Annotated in this window: 18 protein-coding genes and 4 tRNA genes; 8 read left to right on the top strand and 14 right to left on the bottom strand. The window is 71.0% G+C overall.

Annotation, left to right across the window (positions count from 1 at the left end):
• Window positions 1–155 precede the first annotated feature (155 nt).
• The 10 genes from rplA to ACFUJ1_RS05675 form a co-directional block, all read right to left on the bottom strand.
• Window positions 156–869, bottom strand: a complete 714-nt coding sequence (gene rplA / locus ACFUJ1_RS05720) for a 50S ribosomal protein L1 (protein WP_378642869.1) — start codon at window positions 867–869, stop codon at window positions 156–158.
• 80 nt (window positions 870–949) lie between these two features.
• A complete protein-coding gene (rplK, locus tag ACFUJ1_RS05715) occupies window positions 950–1,384 on the bottom strand; it encodes a 50S ribosomal protein L11 (protein ID WP_233020676.1) in 435 nt (144 codons plus the stop codon).
• 53 nt (window positions 1,385–1,437) lie between these two features.
• Entirely contained in the window at window positions 1,438–2,238 is an 801-nt protein-coding gene (gene nusG / locus ACFUJ1_RS05710) for a transcription termination/antitermination protein NusG (protein WP_378642978.1), read from the bottom strand.
• A gap of 129 nt (window positions 2,239–2,367) precedes the next feature.
• Window positions 2,368–2,754, bottom strand: coding sequence for a preprotein translocase subunit SecE (gene secE, locus ACFUJ1_RS05705; protein ID WP_378642865.1), 387 nt, complete (start codon window positions 2,752–2,754; stop codon window positions 2,368–2,370).
• A gap of 31 nt (window positions 2,755–2,785) precedes the next feature.
• Window positions 2,786–2,858 (bottom strand) — tRNA-Trp (locus ACFUJ1_RS05700).
• A gap of 185 nt (window positions 2,859–3,043) precedes the next feature.
• Window positions 3,044–4,027, bottom strand: a complete 984-nt coding sequence (locus ACFUJ1_RS05695; protein ID WP_378642975.1) for a fused (3R)-hydroxyacyl-ACP dehydratase subunits HadA/HadB — start codon at window positions 4,025–4,027, stop codon at window positions 3,044–3,046.
• A gap of 194 nt (window positions 4,028–4,221) precedes the next feature.
• Window positions 4,222–4,392 (bottom strand): 50S ribosomal protein L33, encoded by a 171-nt coding sequence (gene rpmG, locus ACFUJ1_RS05690; protein ID WP_011211653.1) that lies wholly within the window; start codon window positions 4,390–4,392, stop codon window positions 4,222–4,224.
• Window positions 4,393–4,433: 41 nt separating this feature from the next.
• Window positions 4,434–4,509: transfer RNA gene (locus tag ACFUJ1_RS05685), tRNA-Met, on the bottom strand.
• 18 nt (window positions 4,510–4,527) lie between these two features.
• Window positions 4,528–4,600: transfer RNA gene (locus tag ACFUJ1_RS05680), tRNA-Thr, on the bottom strand.
• A gap of 155 nt (window positions 4,601–4,755) precedes the next feature.
• Window positions 4,756–4,838: transfer RNA gene (locus ACFUJ1_RS05675), tRNA-Tyr, on the bottom strand.
• A 116-nt stretch (window positions 4,839–4,954) separates the two neighbouring features.
• Between ACFUJ1_RS05675 and ACFUJ1_RS05670 the strand changes: the two genes are divergently transcribed.
• On the top strand, window positions 4,955–5,446 hold the full coding sequence (locus tag ACFUJ1_RS05670; RefSeq protein WP_378642863.1) for a YajQ family cyclic di-GMP-binding protein: 492 nt from the start codon (window positions 4,955–4,957) through the stop codon (window positions 5,444–5,446).
• Here the strand turns inward: ACFUJ1_RS05670 and htpX are convergent.
• The gene (htpX, locus tag ACFUJ1_RS05665) at window positions 5,443–6,321 is read right to left on the bottom strand and encodes a zinc metalloprotease HtpX (RefSeq protein ID WP_378642860.1); all 879 of its coding nucleotides are present in this window, start codon (window positions 6,319–6,321) and stop codon (window positions 5,443–5,445) included. The two genes, ACFUJ1_RS05670 and htpX, sit on opposite strands and share 4 nt — an antisense overlap.
• Window positions 6,322–6,427: 106 nt before the next feature.
• Window positions 6,428–7,450, bottom strand: coding sequence for a polyprenyl synthetase family protein (locus tag ACFUJ1_RS05660; protein ID WP_378642857.1), 1,023 nt, complete (start codon window positions 7,448–7,450; stop codon window positions 6,428–6,430).
• A 113-nt stretch (window positions 7,451–7,563) separates the two neighbouring features.
• Between ACFUJ1_RS05660 and ACFUJ1_RS05655 the strand changes: the two genes are divergently transcribed.
• The 3 genes from ACFUJ1_RS05655 to ACFUJ1_RS05645 are packed head-to-tail and all read left to right on the top strand — an operon-like array spanning window position 7,564 to window position 9,695.
• Window positions 7,564–8,808: a geranylgeranyl reductase family protein gene (locus ACFUJ1_RS05655; RefSeq protein WP_378642855.1), complete on the top strand. Its 1,245-nt coding sequence runs from the start codon at window positions 7,564–7,566 to the stop codon at window positions 8,806–8,808.
• 1 nt (window position 8,809) lies between these two features.
• Window positions 8,810–9,250, top strand: coding sequence for a helix-turn-helix transcriptional regulator (locus ACFUJ1_RS05650; RefSeq protein WP_378642853.1), 441 nt, complete (start codon window positions 8,810–8,812; stop codon window positions 9,248–9,250).
• 10 nt (window positions 9,251–9,260) lie between these two features.
• On the top strand, window positions 9,261–9,695 hold the full coding sequence (locus ACFUJ1_RS05645; RefSeq protein ID WP_378642850.1) for a VOC family protein: 435 nt from the start codon (window positions 9,261–9,263) through the stop codon (window positions 9,693–9,695).
• A 3-nt stretch (window positions 9,696–9,698) separates the two neighbouring features.
• Here the strand turns inward: ACFUJ1_RS05645 and ACFUJ1_RS05640 are convergent, their stop codons facing one another.
• Window positions 9,699–10,205, bottom strand: a complete 507-nt coding sequence (locus tag ACFUJ1_RS05640; RefSeq protein ID WP_378642848.1) for a DUF2505 domain-containing protein — start codon at window positions 10,203–10,205, stop codon at window positions 9,699–9,701.
• Window positions 10,206–10,245: 40 nt separating this feature from the next.
• Between ACFUJ1_RS05640 and ACFUJ1_RS05635 the strand changes: the two genes are divergently transcribed.
• The 4 genes from ACFUJ1_RS05635 to ACFUJ1_RS05620 all read left to right on the top strand — a co-directional run bounded on the left by ACFUJ1_RS05635 (window position 10,246) and on the right by ACFUJ1_RS05620 (window position 17,039).
• Window positions 10,246–10,683, top strand: a complete 438-nt coding sequence (locus ACFUJ1_RS05635; RefSeq protein ID WP_378642845.1) for a DUF3592 domain-containing protein — start codon at window positions 10,246–10,248, stop codon at window positions 10,681–10,683.
• A gap of 74 nt (window positions 10,684–10,757) precedes the next feature.
• Window positions 10,758–11,900, top strand: a complete 1,143-nt coding sequence (locus ACFUJ1_RS05630; RefSeq protein WP_378642842.1) for a glycosyltransferase family 4 protein — start codon at window positions 10,758–10,760, stop codon at window positions 11,898–11,900.
• 35 nt (window positions 11,901–11,935) lie between these two features.
• A complete protein-coding gene (locus ACFUJ1_RS05625) occupies window positions 11,936–12,649 on the top strand; it encodes a demethylmenaquinone methyltransferase (RefSeq protein WP_378642840.1) in 714 nt (237 codons plus the stop codon).
• Between the two features lie 121 nt (window positions 12,650–12,770).
• A complete protein-coding gene (locus tag ACFUJ1_RS05620) occupies window positions 12,771–17,039 on the top strand; it encodes a molybdopterin-dependent oxidoreductase (protein WP_378642838.1) in 4,269 nt (1,422 codons plus the stop codon).
• Here the strand turns inward: ACFUJ1_RS05620 and ACFUJ1_RS05615 are convergent.
• Complete coding sequence (locus tag ACFUJ1_RS05615) at window positions 17,033–18,076, bottom strand: aldo/keto reductase (protein ID WP_378642835.1); 1,044 nt, start codon at window positions 18,074–18,076, stop codon at window positions 17,033–17,035. The genes ACFUJ1_RS05620 and ACFUJ1_RS05615 overlap by 7 nt on opposite strands.
• Window positions 18,077–18,126: the final 50 nt, after the last annotated feature.

Here is an 18,126-nt window from a genome sequence, read left to right as displayed (position 1 = left end):
GTTTTGGGGATAAATTTTGGGGGGTGGGTGCTACGTCGTCCCACCCGTTTGACCAGTCAAAATTTGTGGGGGTTAAAACCCAAAACGGCCGTAAACCCACCCCGGGGGCAACGCGAATCGCGTTCCCGCCGCTGCGGTTTCGTACTGGGCGAGGACTACGCCTCGTCCTCCAGGAGGTTGCGGGTGCGGTTCGGGTCCACCGGGATGCCCGGGCCGGTGTTCGTCGACACCGTCACCTTCTTGACGTAGCGCCCCTTCGCGGTCGACGGCTTGGCGCGCAGGATCTCGTCCAGCGCGGCGCCGTAGTTCTCCACCAGCTTGGCATCGTCGAACGAGGCCTTGCCGATGACGAAGTGCAGGTTGGCCTGCTTGTCGACCCGGAAGTTGATCTTGCCGCCCTTGATGTCGGCCACGGCCTTGGTCACGTCGTTGGTGACCGTGCCGGTCTTCGGGTTCGGCATCAGGCCGCGCGGGCCGAGGACGCGCGCGATCCGGCCGACCTTGGCCATCTGGTCCGGGGTGGCGATCGCGGCGTCGAAGTCCAGCCAGCCGCCCTGGATCCGCTCGATCAGCTCCTCGGCGCCGACCGCGTCCGCACCGGCAGCTTCGGCCTCGGCGGCCTTCTCGCCCGCGGCGAACACGATGACGCGCGCGGTCTTGCCGGTGCCGTGCGGCAGGTTCACGGTGCCGCGGACCATCTGGTCGGCCTTGCGGGGATCCACCCCGAGCCGGACGGCGACCTCCACGGTCGCGTCGGTCTTGGTGGTGGCGGTCTCCTTGGCCAGCTTCGCGGCGGCCAGCGGGGAGTAGAGCGTGTTGCGATCGACCTTCTCGGCCGCGGCGATGTACGCCTTGCTGCGCTTTGCCATGTTTCTCTGTCCTCTTTCGAAAAGTCAGCGGTGGTTCTCGGGCCTGGCCGGCCCTCCCACGGGGAGCGAGCGGGGTGCGCTCAGCTCTGGACGGTGATCCCCATCGACCTGGCGGTGCCTGCGATGATCTTGGTCGCCTGCTCCAGGTCGTTGGCGTTCAGGTCTTCCTGCTTGGTCTTGGCGATCTCGCGCACCTGGTCCAGGGTCACCGTGGCGACCTTGAGGCGGTGCGGCTCGGCCGAGCCCTTCTCGACGCCTGCGGCCTTCAGCAGCAGCTTCGCGGCAGGCGGGGTCTTCAGCTTGAAGTCGAAGGACCGGTCCTCGTACACCGAGATCTCGACCGGGATGACGTTGCCACGCTGCGACTCGGTCGCGGCGTTGTACGCCTTGCAGAACTCCATGATGTTGACGCCGTGCTGGCCGAGCGCGGGACCCACCGGGGGGGCGGGATTCGCCATTCCGGCCTTGATCTGGAGCTTGATGATCCCGGCGAGCTTCTTCTTCTTGGGGGGCATCTTTCTTTCCTCGGTTGTCGGTCGTGCTTTCCTACAGAGCGGCTCTGCAAGTACTAGATCTTCGCGACCTGCGTGAAGGCCAGCTCGACCGGGGTCTCCCGGCCGAAGATCGAGACGAGCACCTTGAGCTTCTGCTGCTCGGCGTTCACCTCCGAGATGCTGGCGGGCAGGGTGGCGAACGGGCCGTCCATCACGGTGACCGACTCGCCGACCTCGAAGTCGACCTCGATGACCGGCTTCGGCGCGAGGTCGTTGCCGGAATCCGCGCTCTGCGCGGCGGCGGCGGGCTTCTTCTGCTGCTGCGCCGCCGGGACCAGGAACTTCACCACGTCGTCCAGGGACAGCGGGGAGGGCCGTGAGGTCGCGCCGACGAAGCCGGTGACGCCGGGGGTGTTCCGCACCGCGCCCCAGGACTCGTCGTTCAGCTCCATCCGGACCAGGATGTAGCCGGGCAGCACCTTGCGGCTGACGTTCTTGCGCTGGCCGTTCTTGATCTCGGTGACATCCTCCGTCGGCACCTCGACCTGGAAGATGTACTCCTCCAGGTCCAGGTTCTGCACGCGGGTCTGGAGGTTGGTCTTCACCTTGTTCTCGTAGCCGGCGTAGGAGTGGATGACGTACCAGTCACCGGGGGCGCGCCGCAGCGCGGCCTTCATCTCGGCGACCGGATCCGCGGGCTCCTCGGCGACGGCGGGGGCCGGCTCCGGCTCGGCGGCTGCGGTCTCCGCGGGCTCGGCCGCGTCGTCCGATGCGGCGGCGTCCTGCTCGTCCGCACCGGCGACGACGGAATCCTCGACGGACTCCGCGGGGTCGGCCGGGAACTCGTCGCTGGTGTCGTTCTCCGGGGTGGTCACCGGTGCGCTCGCTTCCTGTGTCGTCACAAACATCTTCTGCCTGCCGGAGTGGCACGGCGGATCACGCCGCCCGGCTTCCCCGGGATCGGCTCCCGGTGTCGGCGTCGTTCCGCCCGGCCGGTGGGCCGGTCAGCCGAACAGCCAGTCGACACCCTTGATGAACGCCAGATCGATCCCGGCGATGAACGCGACCATGAAGACCACGAACACCAGAACAACGATCGTGTAGGTGATCATCTGCTTCCGGTTGGGCCAGATCACCTTGCGCAGTTCCGCGACGACCTCGCGCAGGAACTTGATCAGGCGCTTGAACGGATTGCCCGTTCCCTCGCGCCGGGCCTTGGCGGCGGGCTTGGCAGCCGGACGTTCGATCGTCGCCACCGAACCGGTGTCGGCCGACGAGGCAACGCGACTCCGCCGCGCGGTCCGTTTGCCGCTCGGCCGAGTCGATGCGGCGGTGTCCTCACCGTCGTCGGACGCATGCGCGCCGTGGCGAGTATCCCGCTCGTCGCTCACGTCGATCCTCTCTCGTCGCCGGCATTGAGGGCAGGGGCGACAGGACTTGAACCTGCAACCTGCGGTTTTGGAGACCGCTGCTCTGCCAGTTGAGCTACGCCCCTTCGGTCGGACCGATGCTGCCCGTGAGCTCGCCGGGCCCGACCACATTTCCCATCTGAAATTATAGTTTCGGTCCCACACAACACGCGCGCCACTCCTCAGAGCAGCGCGCTACGACCGGTGATCCCAGATTCCCGAGTGTACGTTACCGTCCACCCGATAAGCCAATCCGGTACCGACCCGCAGGTCAGGACAGCTGCACCGTCGCGGTCGCGCGGCCGAAGATCTTGCGCCCCGCCGACTTCGCCACGATGGCGACGACCGCGGTCCGCGCCTCCGGATCCACCGACTTCACCTTACCGGTGTACTCGACCTCGGCGGGCTCGTCGGCGCCGACGAAGACCGGGCTGGTGAACCGGACGTTGTACTCCTTGACCGCGCCCGGATCGCCGAGCCACGAGGTGACGAAGCCGCCGCCGAGCCCCATGGTGAGCATGCCGTGGCCGACCACGTTGTCCAGCCCGACCAGCTTGACGACCTCGTCGCTCCAGTGGATCGGGTTGGCGTCGCCGGAGACGCCCGCGTAGTTCACCAGGTCGCCGCGGGTGAGCCGGACGGTGCGCGGCGGCAGCTCGGCGCCGACCTCGACGTCGGCGAGGGAGAGCGCGTGCCTGCTCGCGGTGATGCCGTCGGCGGGCGGCACCGGCGCCGCCGTGACGGTCGGCGCGCTGTGCGCGGGCTCGTCGTCGCCCATGCCGTGCATGAGCACCTTGCGGACGGCCTCGTTCACGTTCGGGTCGATGTCGCCGCCGGTGCGGCCGACCAGCGTGGTGTAGGTGGTGAGCACCAGCTCACCCGCCGCGTCCGAGACGATGTTCTTGGTGACGATGATGTCGCCGCCGAACGCCTGCCGGAACGAGTCCAGGTAGACGTCGCAGATCAGCTTGTCGCCGACCGCGATCGGGCGGTGGAACTCCAGCACCTGGTCGGTCTGCATGATCTGGCTCAGGTCGTAGCCGGTGACCACGTTCTCGAACAGCTTGCGCTGGGCCAGGATGCCGACCAGCGAGATGAAGGTGAGCGGAGCGAGCAGCCCGGGGTAGCCGTACTCGCGGGCGACATCTTCCTCCCAGTGCACCGGGTGGTAGTCCTGCACGGCCCGCGCGTACTCGCGCACCTTCTCGCGCCCGACCTCGTAGTAGTCGTCGACGCGGTAGTGATGACCGACCATCGCCGCCGCGTGTGCGGCCGGATCGACTTCGGTGGTGCCGGTGTTCGATGTCACGGGAGGGACTGTACCTATCTGACCCCGGACGCCGGGATCTCGTCGGACGGTTACCGCCACGGTCCGGCAACGCGAGCGGGGCCGGACATGACGTCCGACCCCGGCGGGCTGTTCACGCGGCAGTGGCCACGCGTGCCAGATCAGCGCGATTCGCGGTGCGCCCGGTGCGTGCCGCAGTTCGGGCAGAACTTCTTCAGTTCCAGCCGATCCGGGTCGTTGCGCCGGTTCTTCTTGGTGATGTAGTTGCGATGCTTGCACTGCTCGCAGGCCAGAGTGATCTTCGGCCGGACATCAGTGGACTTCGCGGCCACGGCTTTGCCTTCTTTCCGGTGTTCGGTGCGTACTCTCTACATGGTAGCGATGGCCGGACTTGAACCGGCGACACAACGATTATGAGTCGTTTGCTCTACCGACTGAGCTACACCGCCTTGTGCACGGGAATTGCGAGCCCCCTAACGGAATCGAACCGTTGACCTTTTCCTTACCATGGAAACGCTCTACCGACTGAGCTAAGGGGGCATGACTGCGCTCGCACCGAACTCGAAGGACGTCCGACTCGGTGGCTCGAAGTCTTGAACGAGGTTACACACTCCCCCGTCGCCGCACCAAATCGCCTGGTGAGAGGCGGTAAACAGCGAAGTCCCCGCCGACCGTGATCGACGGGGACTTCGGGGTGGCAGATGTAGGATTCGAACCTACGTAGGCTTTCGCCGACGGATTTACAGTCCGCTCCCATTGGCCGCTCGGGCAATCTGCCGTGCGCACCTCAGTGCGATGAGCAGAATACATCCCGGGGCCCCCCGGATTGCAAACCACCAGGTCACGCGCGCTAATGTGCCCGGTGCATACATACCTCGGGGACAGGAGCACAGCGTGGCCGATTCGTCGTTCGATGTCGTGAGCAAGGTCGACCGCCAGGAGGTCGACAACGCGCTGCAGCAGGCCGCGAAGGAGCTGGGCACCCGGTACGACTTCCGCGGCACCGGTGCCGCCATCGAGTGGTCCGGTGACGACAAGGTCGTGCTCAGCGCCGACGCCGAGGAGCGGGTGAAGGCGGCGCTGGAGGTCTTCAAGGAGAAGCTGATCCGCCGGGACATCTCGCTCAAGGCGTTCGAAGCGGGCGAGCCCGCGGTCTCCGGCAAGATCTACAAGCTCACCGGGACGCTGGTGCAGGGCATCGACACCGAGCACGCCAAGAAGATCACCAAGAAGATCAGGGACGAGGGGCCGAAGGGCGTCAAGGCCCAGGTCCAGGGCGAGGAGCTGCGGGTGAGCAGCAAGAAGCGAGACGACCTGCAGGCCGTGATCTCGCTGCTCAAGGGCGAGGACTTCGGGATCGCGCTGCAGTTCGTGAACTACCGCTAGGGCAGGCGGCGGCCGCCGGCCAGCTCCTCCAGCCGGGCGATCCGGTCGGCGATCGGCGGGTGCGTGGAGAAGAGCCTGGCGCCCCGCTCGCCGACCCGGAACGGGTTCGCGATCATCAGGTGCGACTGCGCAGTGAGCTGCGGCTCCGGCGGCAGCGGCGCCGCCTGCGTGCCGCGCTCGAGCTTGCGCAGCGCGGAGGCGAGCGCCAGCGGGTCGCCGGTCAGCTCGGCGCCGGACTGGTCGGCCTGGTACTCCCGCGACCGGGAGACCGCCAGCTTGACCAGCGCGGCCGCGATCGGGCCGAGCAGCGAGAGCAGCAGCACCCCGATCAGGTTCGGCCCGCCGTCCCGGTTGCCGCCGAAGAACGAGGTGAAGTAGGCCAGGTTCGCCAGGCCGGAGATCACCGCGGCGAGCGCGCCCGCGACCGACGAGATCAGGATGTCCCGGTTGTAGACGTGCGAGAGCTCGTGGCCGAGCACCGCGCGCAGCTCACGCTCGTCGAGCAGCTGCAGGATGCCGCTGGTGCAGCAGACCGCGGCGTGCCGCGGGTTGCGGCCGGTGGCGAAGGCGTTCGGGGCGTTGGTCGGGCTGATGTAGAGCCGCGGCATGGGCTGGCGGGCGAGGGTCGCGAGCTCGCGGACGATCCGGTAGATGACCGGCGCCTCCAGCTCGGAGACCGGCTGGGCGTGCATGGCCTTCAACGCCAGCCGGTCGCTGTTGAAGTAGGCGTACGCGTTGGTGCCGACGGCGATCAGCACCGCGAGCACCAGGATCACCGGATTCCGGAACAGGGCGCCGGCCAGCACGATCAGGGCGGAGAGCCCGACCATGAGGCCGAAGGTCTTCAGTCCGTTGGCGTAGCCGTGCCCGTGCATTCCGCTCCTCGCCCCCCGCGATCCCCCTTCTCACCCTTGCTGTCCTAGGCGACAACGACCCGGACCCCGCGCGGAGTTCCGCACGGGGTGGGTCGATCGGGGTGATTCAGCCGACGCGCTCGATGGTGTAGCGGACCAGCTGCTCCAGCGCGTCGTTGGCCGGGCCTGCGGGCAGCGCGGCCAGCTCGGCGTAGGCGAGGTCGGCGTAGCCGCGCAGCTTCTCCCCCGCCTCGACCAGGCCGCGCGAGTCGGCGAGCAGGGCCAGCGCCTCGCTCACCTCGTCGTCGCTGCTCAGCGGGCGGGCGAGCAGGGTGCGCAGCCGGTCGCCGACCGGCCCCTCCTCGCGCAGCGCGTACAGCACCGGCAGGGTGTGCACGCCCTCGCGCAGGTCGGTGCCCGGCGTCTTGCCCGACTGCTCGGCGGCCGAGGAGATGTCGATGATGTCGTCGGAGATCTGGAAGGCGGTGCCGACCGCGTCGCCGAGCCGGGCCAGCCGCTCGACGTGCTCGCCGGCACCGCCGGAGAAGGTGCCGCCGAAGCGCCCGGCCGCGGCGATCAGCGAGCCGGTCTTCTCCCAGACCACGCGCAGGTAGTGCTCGACCGGGTCCTGCCGCTCGGTGGCGCCGATGGTCTCCCGCATCTGGCCGGTGACCAGCTCGGCGAAGGTCTCGGCGATGATCCGCACCGCGTCCGGGCCGAGCGTCGAGGTGAGCCGGGAGGCGTGCGCGAAGAGGTAGTCGCCCGCCAGGATGGCGAAGCTGTTGCCCCAGCGGGCGTTGACGCTCGGGGCGCCGCGGCGCAGCTGTGCCTCGTCCATCACATCGTCGTGGTAGAGCGTCGCGAGGTGCACCAGCTCGACCACGGTGCCCGCGGTGATCAGGTCCGGGTCGGTGGGGCGCGGGCCGAGCTGTCCGGTGAGGATCGTGAAGAGCGGGCGGAACCGCTTGCCGCCGGCCTTGGCCAGGTGCAGCGCGGCCTCCTGGAGGAAGTCCGCGCCGTCGGAGAGCTCCTCGACCAGCAGGTTCTCCACGGCGGCGAGGCCGGTGCGAACGGTCTCGGCGAGTTTGTCGTCGCCGAGTTCGACCCCGCCCACCACCGTGTTCCCCGCGCTCACAGCCGATGTACTCATCTCTTCTCCCAGCGACGCGTCCGACCCCACGGTAGAGAACCTAGCCTGTCGCGTCACGGCCGCCCATGAACACCGTCACTTGCGCGGGGGCGCGGCCCTGCGAGGATGGAGTCATGGAAGCACCGGACGTCATCCCCGCCGCGGTCGAGGTGCTCGTGGTCGGCGCGGGCCCGGCGGGCTCGGCGGCCGCCGCCTGGGCGGCCAGGGACGGCCGTGACGTGCTGTTGATCGACGGCGCGGTCTTCCCGAGGGACAAGACCTGCGGCGACGGCCTCACCCCGCGCGCCACCGCCGAGCTGGAGCACCTCGGGCTCGGCCCGTGGCTGCGCGCGCACACCGTCAACCACGGTTTGCGGATGGCGGGGTTCGGCCGGGAGGAGCTGCTGCCCTGGCCGGGCGGGTCGTTCCCGACCTACGGCAGCGCGGTGCCGCGCACCGAGCTGGACGACACGCTGCGGCAGACGGCGGTGAAGTCGGGCGCGCGCATGCTGGACGGCACCAAGGCCGTCGAGGTGCTCCGCGACGGCGAGCGGGTGCGCGGGATCACCGTCAAGACCGGTTCCGGCATGCACACCGTCGAGTGCAGGACCCTGGTGGTGGCCGACGGGGTGCGCTCGCCGATCGGCAAGCAGCTGGGACGCAGCTGGCACCGCCGCTTCGCCTACGGCACCGCGGCGCGGGCCTACATCCGCTCGGCGCGCAGCGACGACCAGTGGATCACCTCGCACCTGGAGCTGCGCAACGCCGACGGCGCGCTGGTACCCGGGTACGGCTGGATCTTCCCGCTCGGCAACGGCGAGGTGAACATCGGCGTCGGCTCGCTGGCCACCGAGCGCAGGCCGTCGCACATCGCGCTGAAGCCGCTGCTGGAGCACTACACCGCGCAGCGCAGGGACGAGTGGGGCTTCGACGGCGAGCTGCGCGCGGTGGCGTCGGCGCTGCTGCCGATGGGTGGCGCGGTGTCGAACGTCGCCGGGCCGAACTGGGTGCTGATCGGCGACGCCGCGGGCTGCGTGAACCCGCTCAACGGCGAGGGCATCGACTACGGGCTCGAAGGCGGGCACATGCTGGCCGCGCTGCTGGACGAGCCCGACCTGAGCACCGTCTGGCCGGAGCTGCTCCGCGCCCGCTACGGCCGCACCTTCTCGGTGGCGCGCCGGATCGCGGGCATGGCGACGCACCCGAGGATGGTGCCGCTGGGCGGGCCGCCGCTGATGCGCTCGGCGCTGCTGCGCCGCACCGCGGTGCGGGTGATGGGCAACCTGGTGACCGACGAGGACGCCGACCTCACCGCCCGGCTGTGGCGGACGGCGGGGCGCGGGTCGATGCGCGCCGACGACCTCGTCCCCTTCGCCTGAGATGGCCGCAAGGCCGCCGCTGGCGCTGCTGCCGCACCTGCGCCGGGCCCGCGACCTGGCCGACCGGCACTACGCCGAGCCGCTCGACCTGACCGCGCTGGCCGCGGCAGCGGGCGTCTCCAAGTTCCACTTCCTGCGCGCCTTCGCGGCGGTATACGGCCGGACCCCGGCCGCGTACCTCACCGAGCGCCGGATCGAGCGGGCGCAGGACCTGCTGCGCGCGACCAACCTGACCGTGACCGAGGTCTGCATGCTGGTCGGCTACAGCAGCCTCGGCTCGTTCAGCAGCCGGTTCCGCGCGCTGGTCGGGGTGGCGCCATCGGACTACCAGGCCAAGTTCGCCGACGGGGCGCCGCGCATCCCCGGCTGCTACGTCTTCATGCACGGGCTCTCGGACCGGACCGCAATTCCGGAGAAGCGCGAACCTGCCTCCGGCTCCTAGCCTCAGCGGTATGACGATCACCAATGTTTCCCTGGTCACCGTGTACGTCACCGACCAGGAGGCCGCCAAGCAGTGGTACCTGGAGAAGCTGGGCTTCGTCGAGGCCGCCGACGTCAGCATGGGTGACAACGGCTTCCGCTGGCTCACCATCGTGCACCCGGACCACCCGGAGCTGGAGGTCACGCTCATGGTGCCCGGCCCGCCGCTCGACCCGGAGCTGGCCGACGCCATCCGCCGGGCGCTCGCCAACGGCACGCACGGGGCGCTCGGCCTGCGGACCGACGACTGCCAGCGGACCTTCGAGGAGCTCACCGCGAAGGGCGTGGAGTTCGTGCAGCCGCCTGCCGAGCGGCCCTACGGCACCGAGGCCATCGTCCGGGACAACTCCGGGAACTGGCTGGTGCTGGTGGAGCGGAAGGAGTTCACCCCCGCCGACTTCGCCTGAGCCTCACCCCTCGGGGTGCTCGGTGAGCCACGTGGCGAAGAACTCGCGCTCGTTCTGCACCACGCGCTGGTGCAGTTGCTCGACCATGCGCTCCAGCGCGCCGCCGACCACCGGGACGTCGAACTTGGCCTCGCCGCTGATCTCCAGCACGGCGCCGTCGGCGGTGGGGCGGAGCAGGTAGTCGCCTGCGAGCTCGCCGCGCACCCCGGTGGTGGCGGCGGTGAAGAAGCCGGTGGCGCGCTCGCCGTCCAGCCGGTTCCAGGTGTCGGTGCGCTCCAGGGTGAACTCGCGGCCGAGCACCGAGCGGACCACCTTGGGCACGGCGTCGCCGCCGACCCGCTCGGACATGTGAATGCGGATACTGCCCTCGCCGTCGGGGTGCTCGAGGTCGTAGTTCGCGGACTTGGCCTCGGCGAAGCGCGCGCGCCAGGCCTCGGGATCGGTGTATGCCCGGTGAAGCAGGGTCACCGGGGCGGAATAGGGCACGGTGAAGCTATAGGTGCGGGACATGGGCGCACACGCTAGCGGACCCGTCCACTAACCTGGCCCGGTGTCGGAAACCAGCCTCCGCGTGGCGCGTTCGGGTTCGCTGGGGCGGGGCGGGCTGACGGTGCTCGTCGTCGCCGCGGCGATCAGCGCGCTCATGGTGCTGCTCGTGCTCGCCGCCTTCCGCAACGACTACCTGATCAGCTCGGATCGCGGCGTGACAACGGCCGAGGTGCTCTCCGCCGGGCGGCTGCGCTCGGCCGTGATGTACGTGACGCCGGACGGCGTGACGCACAACCCCAAGGTCGGGGTGCTGTACCCGACCAACCTGACCGCGGGGCAGAACATCAACGTCGAGTACAACCGGGCCGACCCGGATCTGGTGCGGGTGGCCGGGCGCGACGCCACCGTGGCGATCATCCCGGCGGGATCGGTGATCGTGGTCGTCTGGCTGATCGCCCTTCCGTTGCTGTGGTACCTGCCGCGGCGCAGGAAGAACTGAGCGTTCGCCCGAACTTTCCGCGCCCTTCACGAAGCCGTGGCGCCGCCGGTCACCGGAATTGCGAGGCTGGACGGGTGCGCGTAGCCATCGTCGCGGAGTCGTTCACGCCGAACATGAACGGTGTCACGAACTCCGTCCTCCGGGTGCTCGACCATCTGGACCGGCTCGGCCACGACGCCCTCGTGGTCGCGCCCGACACCGTGCGCGGGCTGCCGCCCGCCCCGGATCACCAGGGCAGATTCCGGGTGCACCGGGTGCCCGCGGTCATGGTGCCGAAGATCAGCTCACTGCCGGTCGGGCTGCCGCAGCCCGGCATCACCGCCGCCATCGCCGCCTTCGACGCCGACGTGGTGCACCTGGCCTCGCCCTTCCTGCTCGGCGCCGGCGGGCTCGGCGCGGCGCTGCGGCTGGACCTGCCGAGCGTCGCCGTCTACCAGACCGATGTCGCCGGCTTCGCCGAGAGTTACGGGCTGAGCCTGGCCGCACGGGCCGCCTGGGGCTGGACCAGGCGGATCCACGAGGGCGCCACCCGCACGCTCGCGCCGTCCAGCGCGGCCGCCGCCGATCTGGCCGCACACGGCATCCCCCGGGTGCACCGCTGGGGCCGAGGCGTCGACATCGCCCGCTTCGCGCCCTCGCGGCGCAGCCGGGAGCTGCGCGAACGCTGGCTCGGCGGCGCCGAGCGGATGCTGGTCGGCTTCGTCGGCAGGCTGGCGCCGGAGAAGCACGTGGACCGGCTGGCCGTGCTCGCCCGCGATCCGGGCGTGCGGCTGGTGATCGTCGGCGACGGCCCGGAGCGCGCCCGGCTCGAACAGCTGCTGCCCGGCGCGGTCTTCACCGGCGAGCTGGGCGGGCTGGAGCTGGCCGCGGCGTACGCGAGCCTCGACGTCATGGTGCACCCGGGCGAGCACGAAACCTTCTGCCAGGGCGTGCAGGAGGCACTGGCCGCAGGCGTTCCGGTGATCGGGCCGGACGCGGGTGGCCCGCGCGACCTCGTCGCGCACTGCCGCAACGGCTACCTGCTCCCGGTCGAGCGGTTCGAGGAGCTGCTGCCGAGCGCGGTCGACGCGCTGCGCGACCTGACGCTGCGCGCCAGATACGCCGTCGCGGCCCGCAGGTCGGTGCTGCACCGCACCTGGCCCGCGATCTGCGACGAGCTCATGGGGCACTACGCCGCGGTGACCGGCTGGACGGAACGCACATCACACACGGCCTGAAGGGTGAAACACCCGTGACCGGATAGGGTCGCGGTGTGGCGAAAACAGGACAGCGCGAGACGATCCGGGCCTCGCTGGAGAAGCGGCCGGACGAGGTCGCGTCGATGTTCGACGGGGTCGCGAAGCGGTACGACCTCACCAATACCGTGATCTCCGGCGGGCAGGACCGGTACTGGCGCTGGGCGACCAGGCGCGCGCTCGATCCGCGCCCCGGCGAGCGGGTGCTCGACCTGGCCGCGGGCACCGGCGTCTCCACGGTGGAGCTGCGCCGCTCCGGCGCCTGGTGCGTCGCCGCCGACTTCTCGCAGGGCATGCTGGCCGCCGGTCGCGGCAGGCAGGTGCCGATGGTCGCGGGCGACGCCATGGCGCTGCCCTTCGCCGACGATTCCTTCGACGCCGTCACCATCTCCTTCGGGCTGCGCAACGTCGCCGACATCGACCTCGCCATGCGCGAGATGCTGCGCGTCACCAAGCCCGGCGGGCGGCTGGTGATCTGCGAGTTCTCCACGCCGGTGCTCGGGCCGTTCCGCACGGCCTACATGGAGTACCTGATGAAGGCGCTGCCCCGGGTGGCGCGCGCGGTGAGCAGCAACCCGGACGCGTACGTCTACCTGGCCGAGTCCATCCGGGCCTGGCCCGCGCAGCGCCAGCTGGCGCGGCGGATCACCGAGGCGGGCTGGTCCACGGTGAAGTGGCGCAACCTGACCGGCGGCGTAGTCGCCCTGCACCGGGGTTTCAAGCTCGGTTGACCTGCGCTTTCGTGATTCCCGCCACAGCTCACCGGGAAAATTTTCGCCGGTGAGGCGGAATGTCACCTGACGATAACGTCGGGTAAAAACCGCGCAACCGCGCCGCAGCACCATGGACTCCATGCGGGAAGCGGATACGGTGCGCACACAGTGCTCGTACTGCGGTGTCGGCTGCGGCATCACCGTGGCGACCGGGGTCGAGCGCGGCGTGCCGGTGATCGCGAAGGTCGCGGGCGACAAGCTGCACCCGGCGAACGCGGGCAGGCTCTGCACCAAGGGCGCGACGCACGCCGAGCTCATGCGCACGGACGGGCGGATGAGCACCGCGCTGCGGCGTCCGGCGCGGAACCGTGAGCCGGAGCCGGTTCCGGTGGACGACGCCGTCGCCGAGGCCGCGGCCCGGCTGAAGGCGATCCTGGACGAGCACGGGCCGGACGCCGTCGCGCTGTACGTCTCCGGGCAGATGTCGCTGGAGGCGCAGTACCTGGCCACCAAGCTGGCCAAGGGGTACCTGCGCACGGTGCACATCGAGGCCAACTCGCGGCTCTGCATGGCCAGCGCGGGCACCGGCTACAAGCAGTCGCTCGGGTCGGACGGCCCGCCCGGCTCCTACGACGACTTCGACGCCGCCGACCTGTTCTTCGTGATCGGCGCCAATACCGCCGACTGCCACCCGATCCTGCACCTGCGGATGGCGGACCGGCTCAAGGCCGGGGCCAAGCTGATCGTGGTCGACCCGCGCCGCACCGAGACCGCCGACCGCGCCGACCTCTTCCTACAGATCGCGCCAGGCACCGACCTGGCGCTGCTGAACGGCCTGCTGCACCTGCTCGTCGCGGACGGCGCGATCGACGCCGAGTTCATCGCCGCGCACACCGAGGGCTGGGACGCCATGCCGGAGTTCCTTGCCGAGTACCCGCCGGAGCGGGTCGCCGAGCTCACCGGGCTGGCCGAGCCGGACATCCGCACCGCGGCGCGGATGATCGCCGAGGCCGGCGAGTGGATGTCGCTGTGGACCATGGGGCTGAACCAGTCCACGCACGGCACCTGGAACACCAACGCGGTGGTCAACCTGCACCTCGCCACCGGGGCCATCTGCCGTCCGGGCAGCGGGCCGTTCTCGCTCACCGGCCAGCCGAACGCCATGGGCGGGCGGGAGATGGGGTACATGGGGCCGGGGCTGCCCGGCCAGCGCAGCCTGCTCTCCCCCGCCGACCGCGCCTTCGTTGAGACGGCATGGGAGCTGCCTGCGGGCACCATCCGGGACGAGGCCGGGCCGGGCACCATCGAGATGTTCCGGGAGCTGAGCGCGGGGCGGATCAGGGCGGCCTGGATCATCTGCACCAACCCGGTGGCGACGGTGGCGAACCGGACCACGGTGATCGCCGGGCTGGAGGCCGCCGACCTGGTGATCACCCAGGACGCCTACGCCGCGACGGCGACCAACACCTACGCCGACATCGTGCTGCCCGCCACGCTCTGGGCCGAGGCGGAGGCCACCATGGTGAACTCCGAGCGCACGGTGACGCTGCTCGGGCAGGCGGTGCCGCCGCGCGGCGACGCCAGGCCGGACTGGCTGCTGATCGCGCAGGTCGCGCGGGCCATGGGCTTCCCAGGCTTCGAGTTCGAGACGGCGGCCGAGGTCTTCGCCGAGATCACCCGCTTCGCCAACCCGGCCACCGGCTACGACCTGCGCGGCATGAGCCACGCGGCGCTGCGCGACGGGCCGATGCAGTGGCCGTGCCCCGACCCGGAGCGGCCGCGTAACCCGATCCGCTACGTCAACGACGGGGTCAGCCAGACGCTGTTCACCGCCGCGGACGGCAGCACCCCGCGGCTGGCCTTCGCCACGCCGAGCAGGCGCGCGGTGTTCCTCGCGCGGCCGCACCTGCCGCCGCGGGAGATGCCGGACGACGACCACCCGTTCCTGCTCAACACCGGCAGGCTCCAGCACCAGTGGCACACCATGACCAAGACCGGGCGGATCGGCAAGCTGACCAAGCTCACCGGGGAGCCGTTCCTGGAGATCTGCCCGGCCGACGCGGATCGGCTGGAGATCCGGCCCGGCGACGGAATCGAGATCACCTCGCGGCGGGGCCGGGCGGTGCTGCCCGCGCGGATCTCGGATCGGGTGCGGCCCGGTGACTGCTTCGCGCCGTTCCACTGGAACGACGAGCACGGCGAGTACCTGACCATCAACGCCGTCACCAACGACGCGGTCGACCCGGACTCGCTGCAGCCGGAGTTCAAGGCCTGCGCGGTGGCGCTGCGCCGGGTGCCTGCCGCGCCGAGGCCCACGCCGCAGCCTGCCCCCGCGGCGCACCCGCTGGCCGCGGTGCTCGGGCTGGCCGGCACCGCGCCGACGCTGAGCGAGGCGGAGCGGATCTACCTCTCCGGCTACCTCGCCGCGCTGCAGTCGCTCCCGGTGACCGGGCAGCCGGTGCTCCCGGTGACCGCGCCGATCTCGCCGGGCAGCCGGATCTGGATCGACGGGCTGCTGGCCGGGATGTACTCCCGGGCGGGCGAGACCGCCGACGCGGCGCCGGAGCGCGCGGTGACGGTGCTCTGGGCCTCGCAGACCGGCACCGCGGAGGAGCTGGCGGCGAGCGCGGCCGGGCGGCTCACCGCGGCCGGGTTCAGCCCCAGGCTGCGCGACATGGACGCCTGCGACCCGGCCGAGCTCGGCGGCGACGTGCTGGTGGTGAGCAGCACCTTCGGCGACGGCGGGCCGCCGGACAACGGCCGCGACTTCTGGGAGCGGCTGGCCGAGCACCCCGGGCGGTTCAGCGGCATGCGGTACGCCGTCTTCGCGCTCGGCGACTCCTCCTACGACGACTTCTGCGGGCACGGCCGCAAGCTGGACGAGACCTTCGCCGCCCGCGGCGCGCAGCGGTTGCTGACCAGGGTGGACAGTGAGCCGGAGTACGGCGAGGCGGCGGATGCCTGGTTCGACGCGGTGCTCGCGGCGCTGGGGCCGGGCGGTGCCGATGCCGGGCAGGCGGGCGATGGCGCGGGTCGCGGCCCCTCGGGCGCGAACGGCGGCCCCTCGGGCACCGACGGTGTGCCGGTCGGCCCCGGTGGGTTTCCCGACGGGGCCGACGGCCGCCCGGTCGGTGCGGGCGGGGTACCGGCCAACGGCGGCGTACCGCTGAACAGGGGCGGCATCCTGCTCGGCGCGGGTGCCGGCCCGGCAGGCATGGGCAGCATGCGTGCCGGAGCGGGGGGTGTCCCCGGTCCGGCCGGGGGCGGGATCGCGACGGCGGTGCGCCCGGAGACGAAGCGCGCCGCGCGGTTCACCCGCAATGCGCCGGTCCGCGCGCCCCTGGTGCGCAACGAGGTGCTCTCCGCGGGCCGCGCGAAGGAGGTCCGCCGCTTCGGCTTCGACCTGCGCGACCTCGACGTCCGCTACGAGGCGGGCGACGCGCTCGGCATCTGGCCGCGCAACGGCGACGCGCTGGTCGCCGAGTGGCTCGCCGCCACCGGCCTGGACGGCGCCCGCTCGGTCGAGGTGGACGGCGCCGAGCTCCCGCTGGCCGAGGCGCTCGCCACCCGTTACGACATCACCAGGGTCAGCAACGACCTGCTCACCTTCGTCGCCGAGCACCACCCGGGCAACAACCAGCTGGCGAAACTGCTGCGCCGGGACAACCGCAACGAACTCGACAGCTACCTGTGGGACAAGCAGGCGGTCGACGTGCTGCGCGACTTCCCGGTCCGCGCCGACCTGGTGGAGTGGCTCGGCGCGCTGAAGAAGCTGCAACCGCGCCAGTACTCGATCTCCTCCAGCCCGCGGGTGAGCCCGCACGAGGTGGAGCTCACCGTCGGCGTCGTCCGCTACGCCGAGCGCGGCGGCGTCTGCTCCACCTTCCTCGCCGACCGGGCGGGCACCGAGGTCCCGATCTTCCTGCAGCGCGCGCCGCACTTCCGCCCGCCGCTGGACCGCACCGCCCCGATGATCATGGTCGGCCCCGGCACCGGCATCGCCCCCTTCCGCGGCTTCCTGCACGAGCGCCGCGCGCTCGGCGCCCCCGGCCGCAACTGGCTCTTCTTCGGCGACCAGCACGCCGCGCAGCACTTCTACTACCGCGCCGAGCTGGAGGACATGTTCCGCTCCGGCTTCCTCACCCGGCTCGACCTGGCCTTCTCCCGGGACCAGCGGGAGCGGGTCTACGTGCAGCACCGGATGATCGAGCACGGCGCCGAGCTGTGGTCCTGGCTGCGCGACGGCGCGTACTTCTACGTCTGCGGGGATGCGGCCAGAATGGCCACCGACGTCGACGAGGCGCTGCTCACCATCGCCAGGGTGCACGGCAAGCTCGACGACGACGGCGCCCGCGCCTTCCGCAAGCAGCTCGTCGCGGAGAAGCGCTACGTCCGGGACGTCTACTGAACGCCTGCCAGCGGCGGGTCGAGCCGGGCGAAGTCCGGGAGCCGGTGGTAGGGGTAGCGCGGGTAGGGCGGGGTGGTCGCGCTGGCGGCGTCCAGCCGGGCCAGCTGCTCCGGCGTCAGCGCGACCTCGAGCGCGCCGAGATTCTGCCGCAGCTGCTCCTCGTTCCGCGCGCCGACGATCACACTGGTCACGGTCGGCCGGGTGTGCAGCCAGGCCAGGGCGAGCTGCGGGACGGCGTGGCCGGTCTCGGCGGCGAGTTCGTCCAGCACGTCGACCACCCGGTACAGCCGCTCGTCGTCCACCGGCGGGCCCGCGGCGGCGGTCCGGTGCAGCCTGCTGCCCGACGGCAGCGCGGCGCCGCGGCGGATGTGCCCGGTCAGCCGCCCCCACCCCAGCGGTGACCAGACCAGCGCGCCGACGCCCTGGTCGCGACCGAGCGGCATGAGTTCCCACTCGTAGTCCCGGCCGACCAGCGAGTAGTACACCTGGTGCGCGACGTACCTGGTGAGCCCGTTCCGGTCGGCGGCGGCGAGTGACTTCATGAGCTGCCAGCCGGCGAAGTTGGAGGCGCCGATATAGCGCAGCTTGCCCGCGCGCACCAGGTCGTCGAGCGCGCTCAGCGTCTCCTCGACCGGGGTCTGCGCGTCGAAGGCGTGCAGCTGGAACAGGTCGATGTGCTCGGTGCCGAGCCGGCGCAGCGCCGCCTCCACCGCGCGCACCAGCCGGGCGCGGCCGGTGCCTGCCTCGTCCGGGCCGGGGCCGGTCGGCAGCCCGGCCTTTGTGCTGATCAGCACCCGGTCGCGGCGGCCGCGCAGCGCCGCGCCGAGCACCTCCTCGGAGGCGCCGTCGGAGTAGACGTCGGCGGTGTCGAAGAGGGTGACGCCCGCCTCCAGGCAGATGTCGACCAGCCGCCGGGCGGCGGCCACGTCGGTATCGCCCCAGGCGCCGAAGAGTTCGCCGCGGCCGCCGAAGGTGCCCGCGCCGAAGCCGAGCACGGGCAGGACGAGACCGGAGGCACCGGATCGCCGATACTCCATGATCACTCCTAAAGGGTCTATAGTTCCGTTAACTCGTCCGACAGTACGCC

Origin of the sequence: Nocardia sp. NPDC057227, assembly GCF_042669725.1 — a bacterium.
Classification (GTDB): Bacteria; Actinomycetota; Actinomycetes; order Mycobacteriales; family Mycobacteriaceae; genus Nocardia; species Nocardia asteroides_A.
This window is presented reverse-complemented; position numbering and strand designations above follow the sequence as displayed.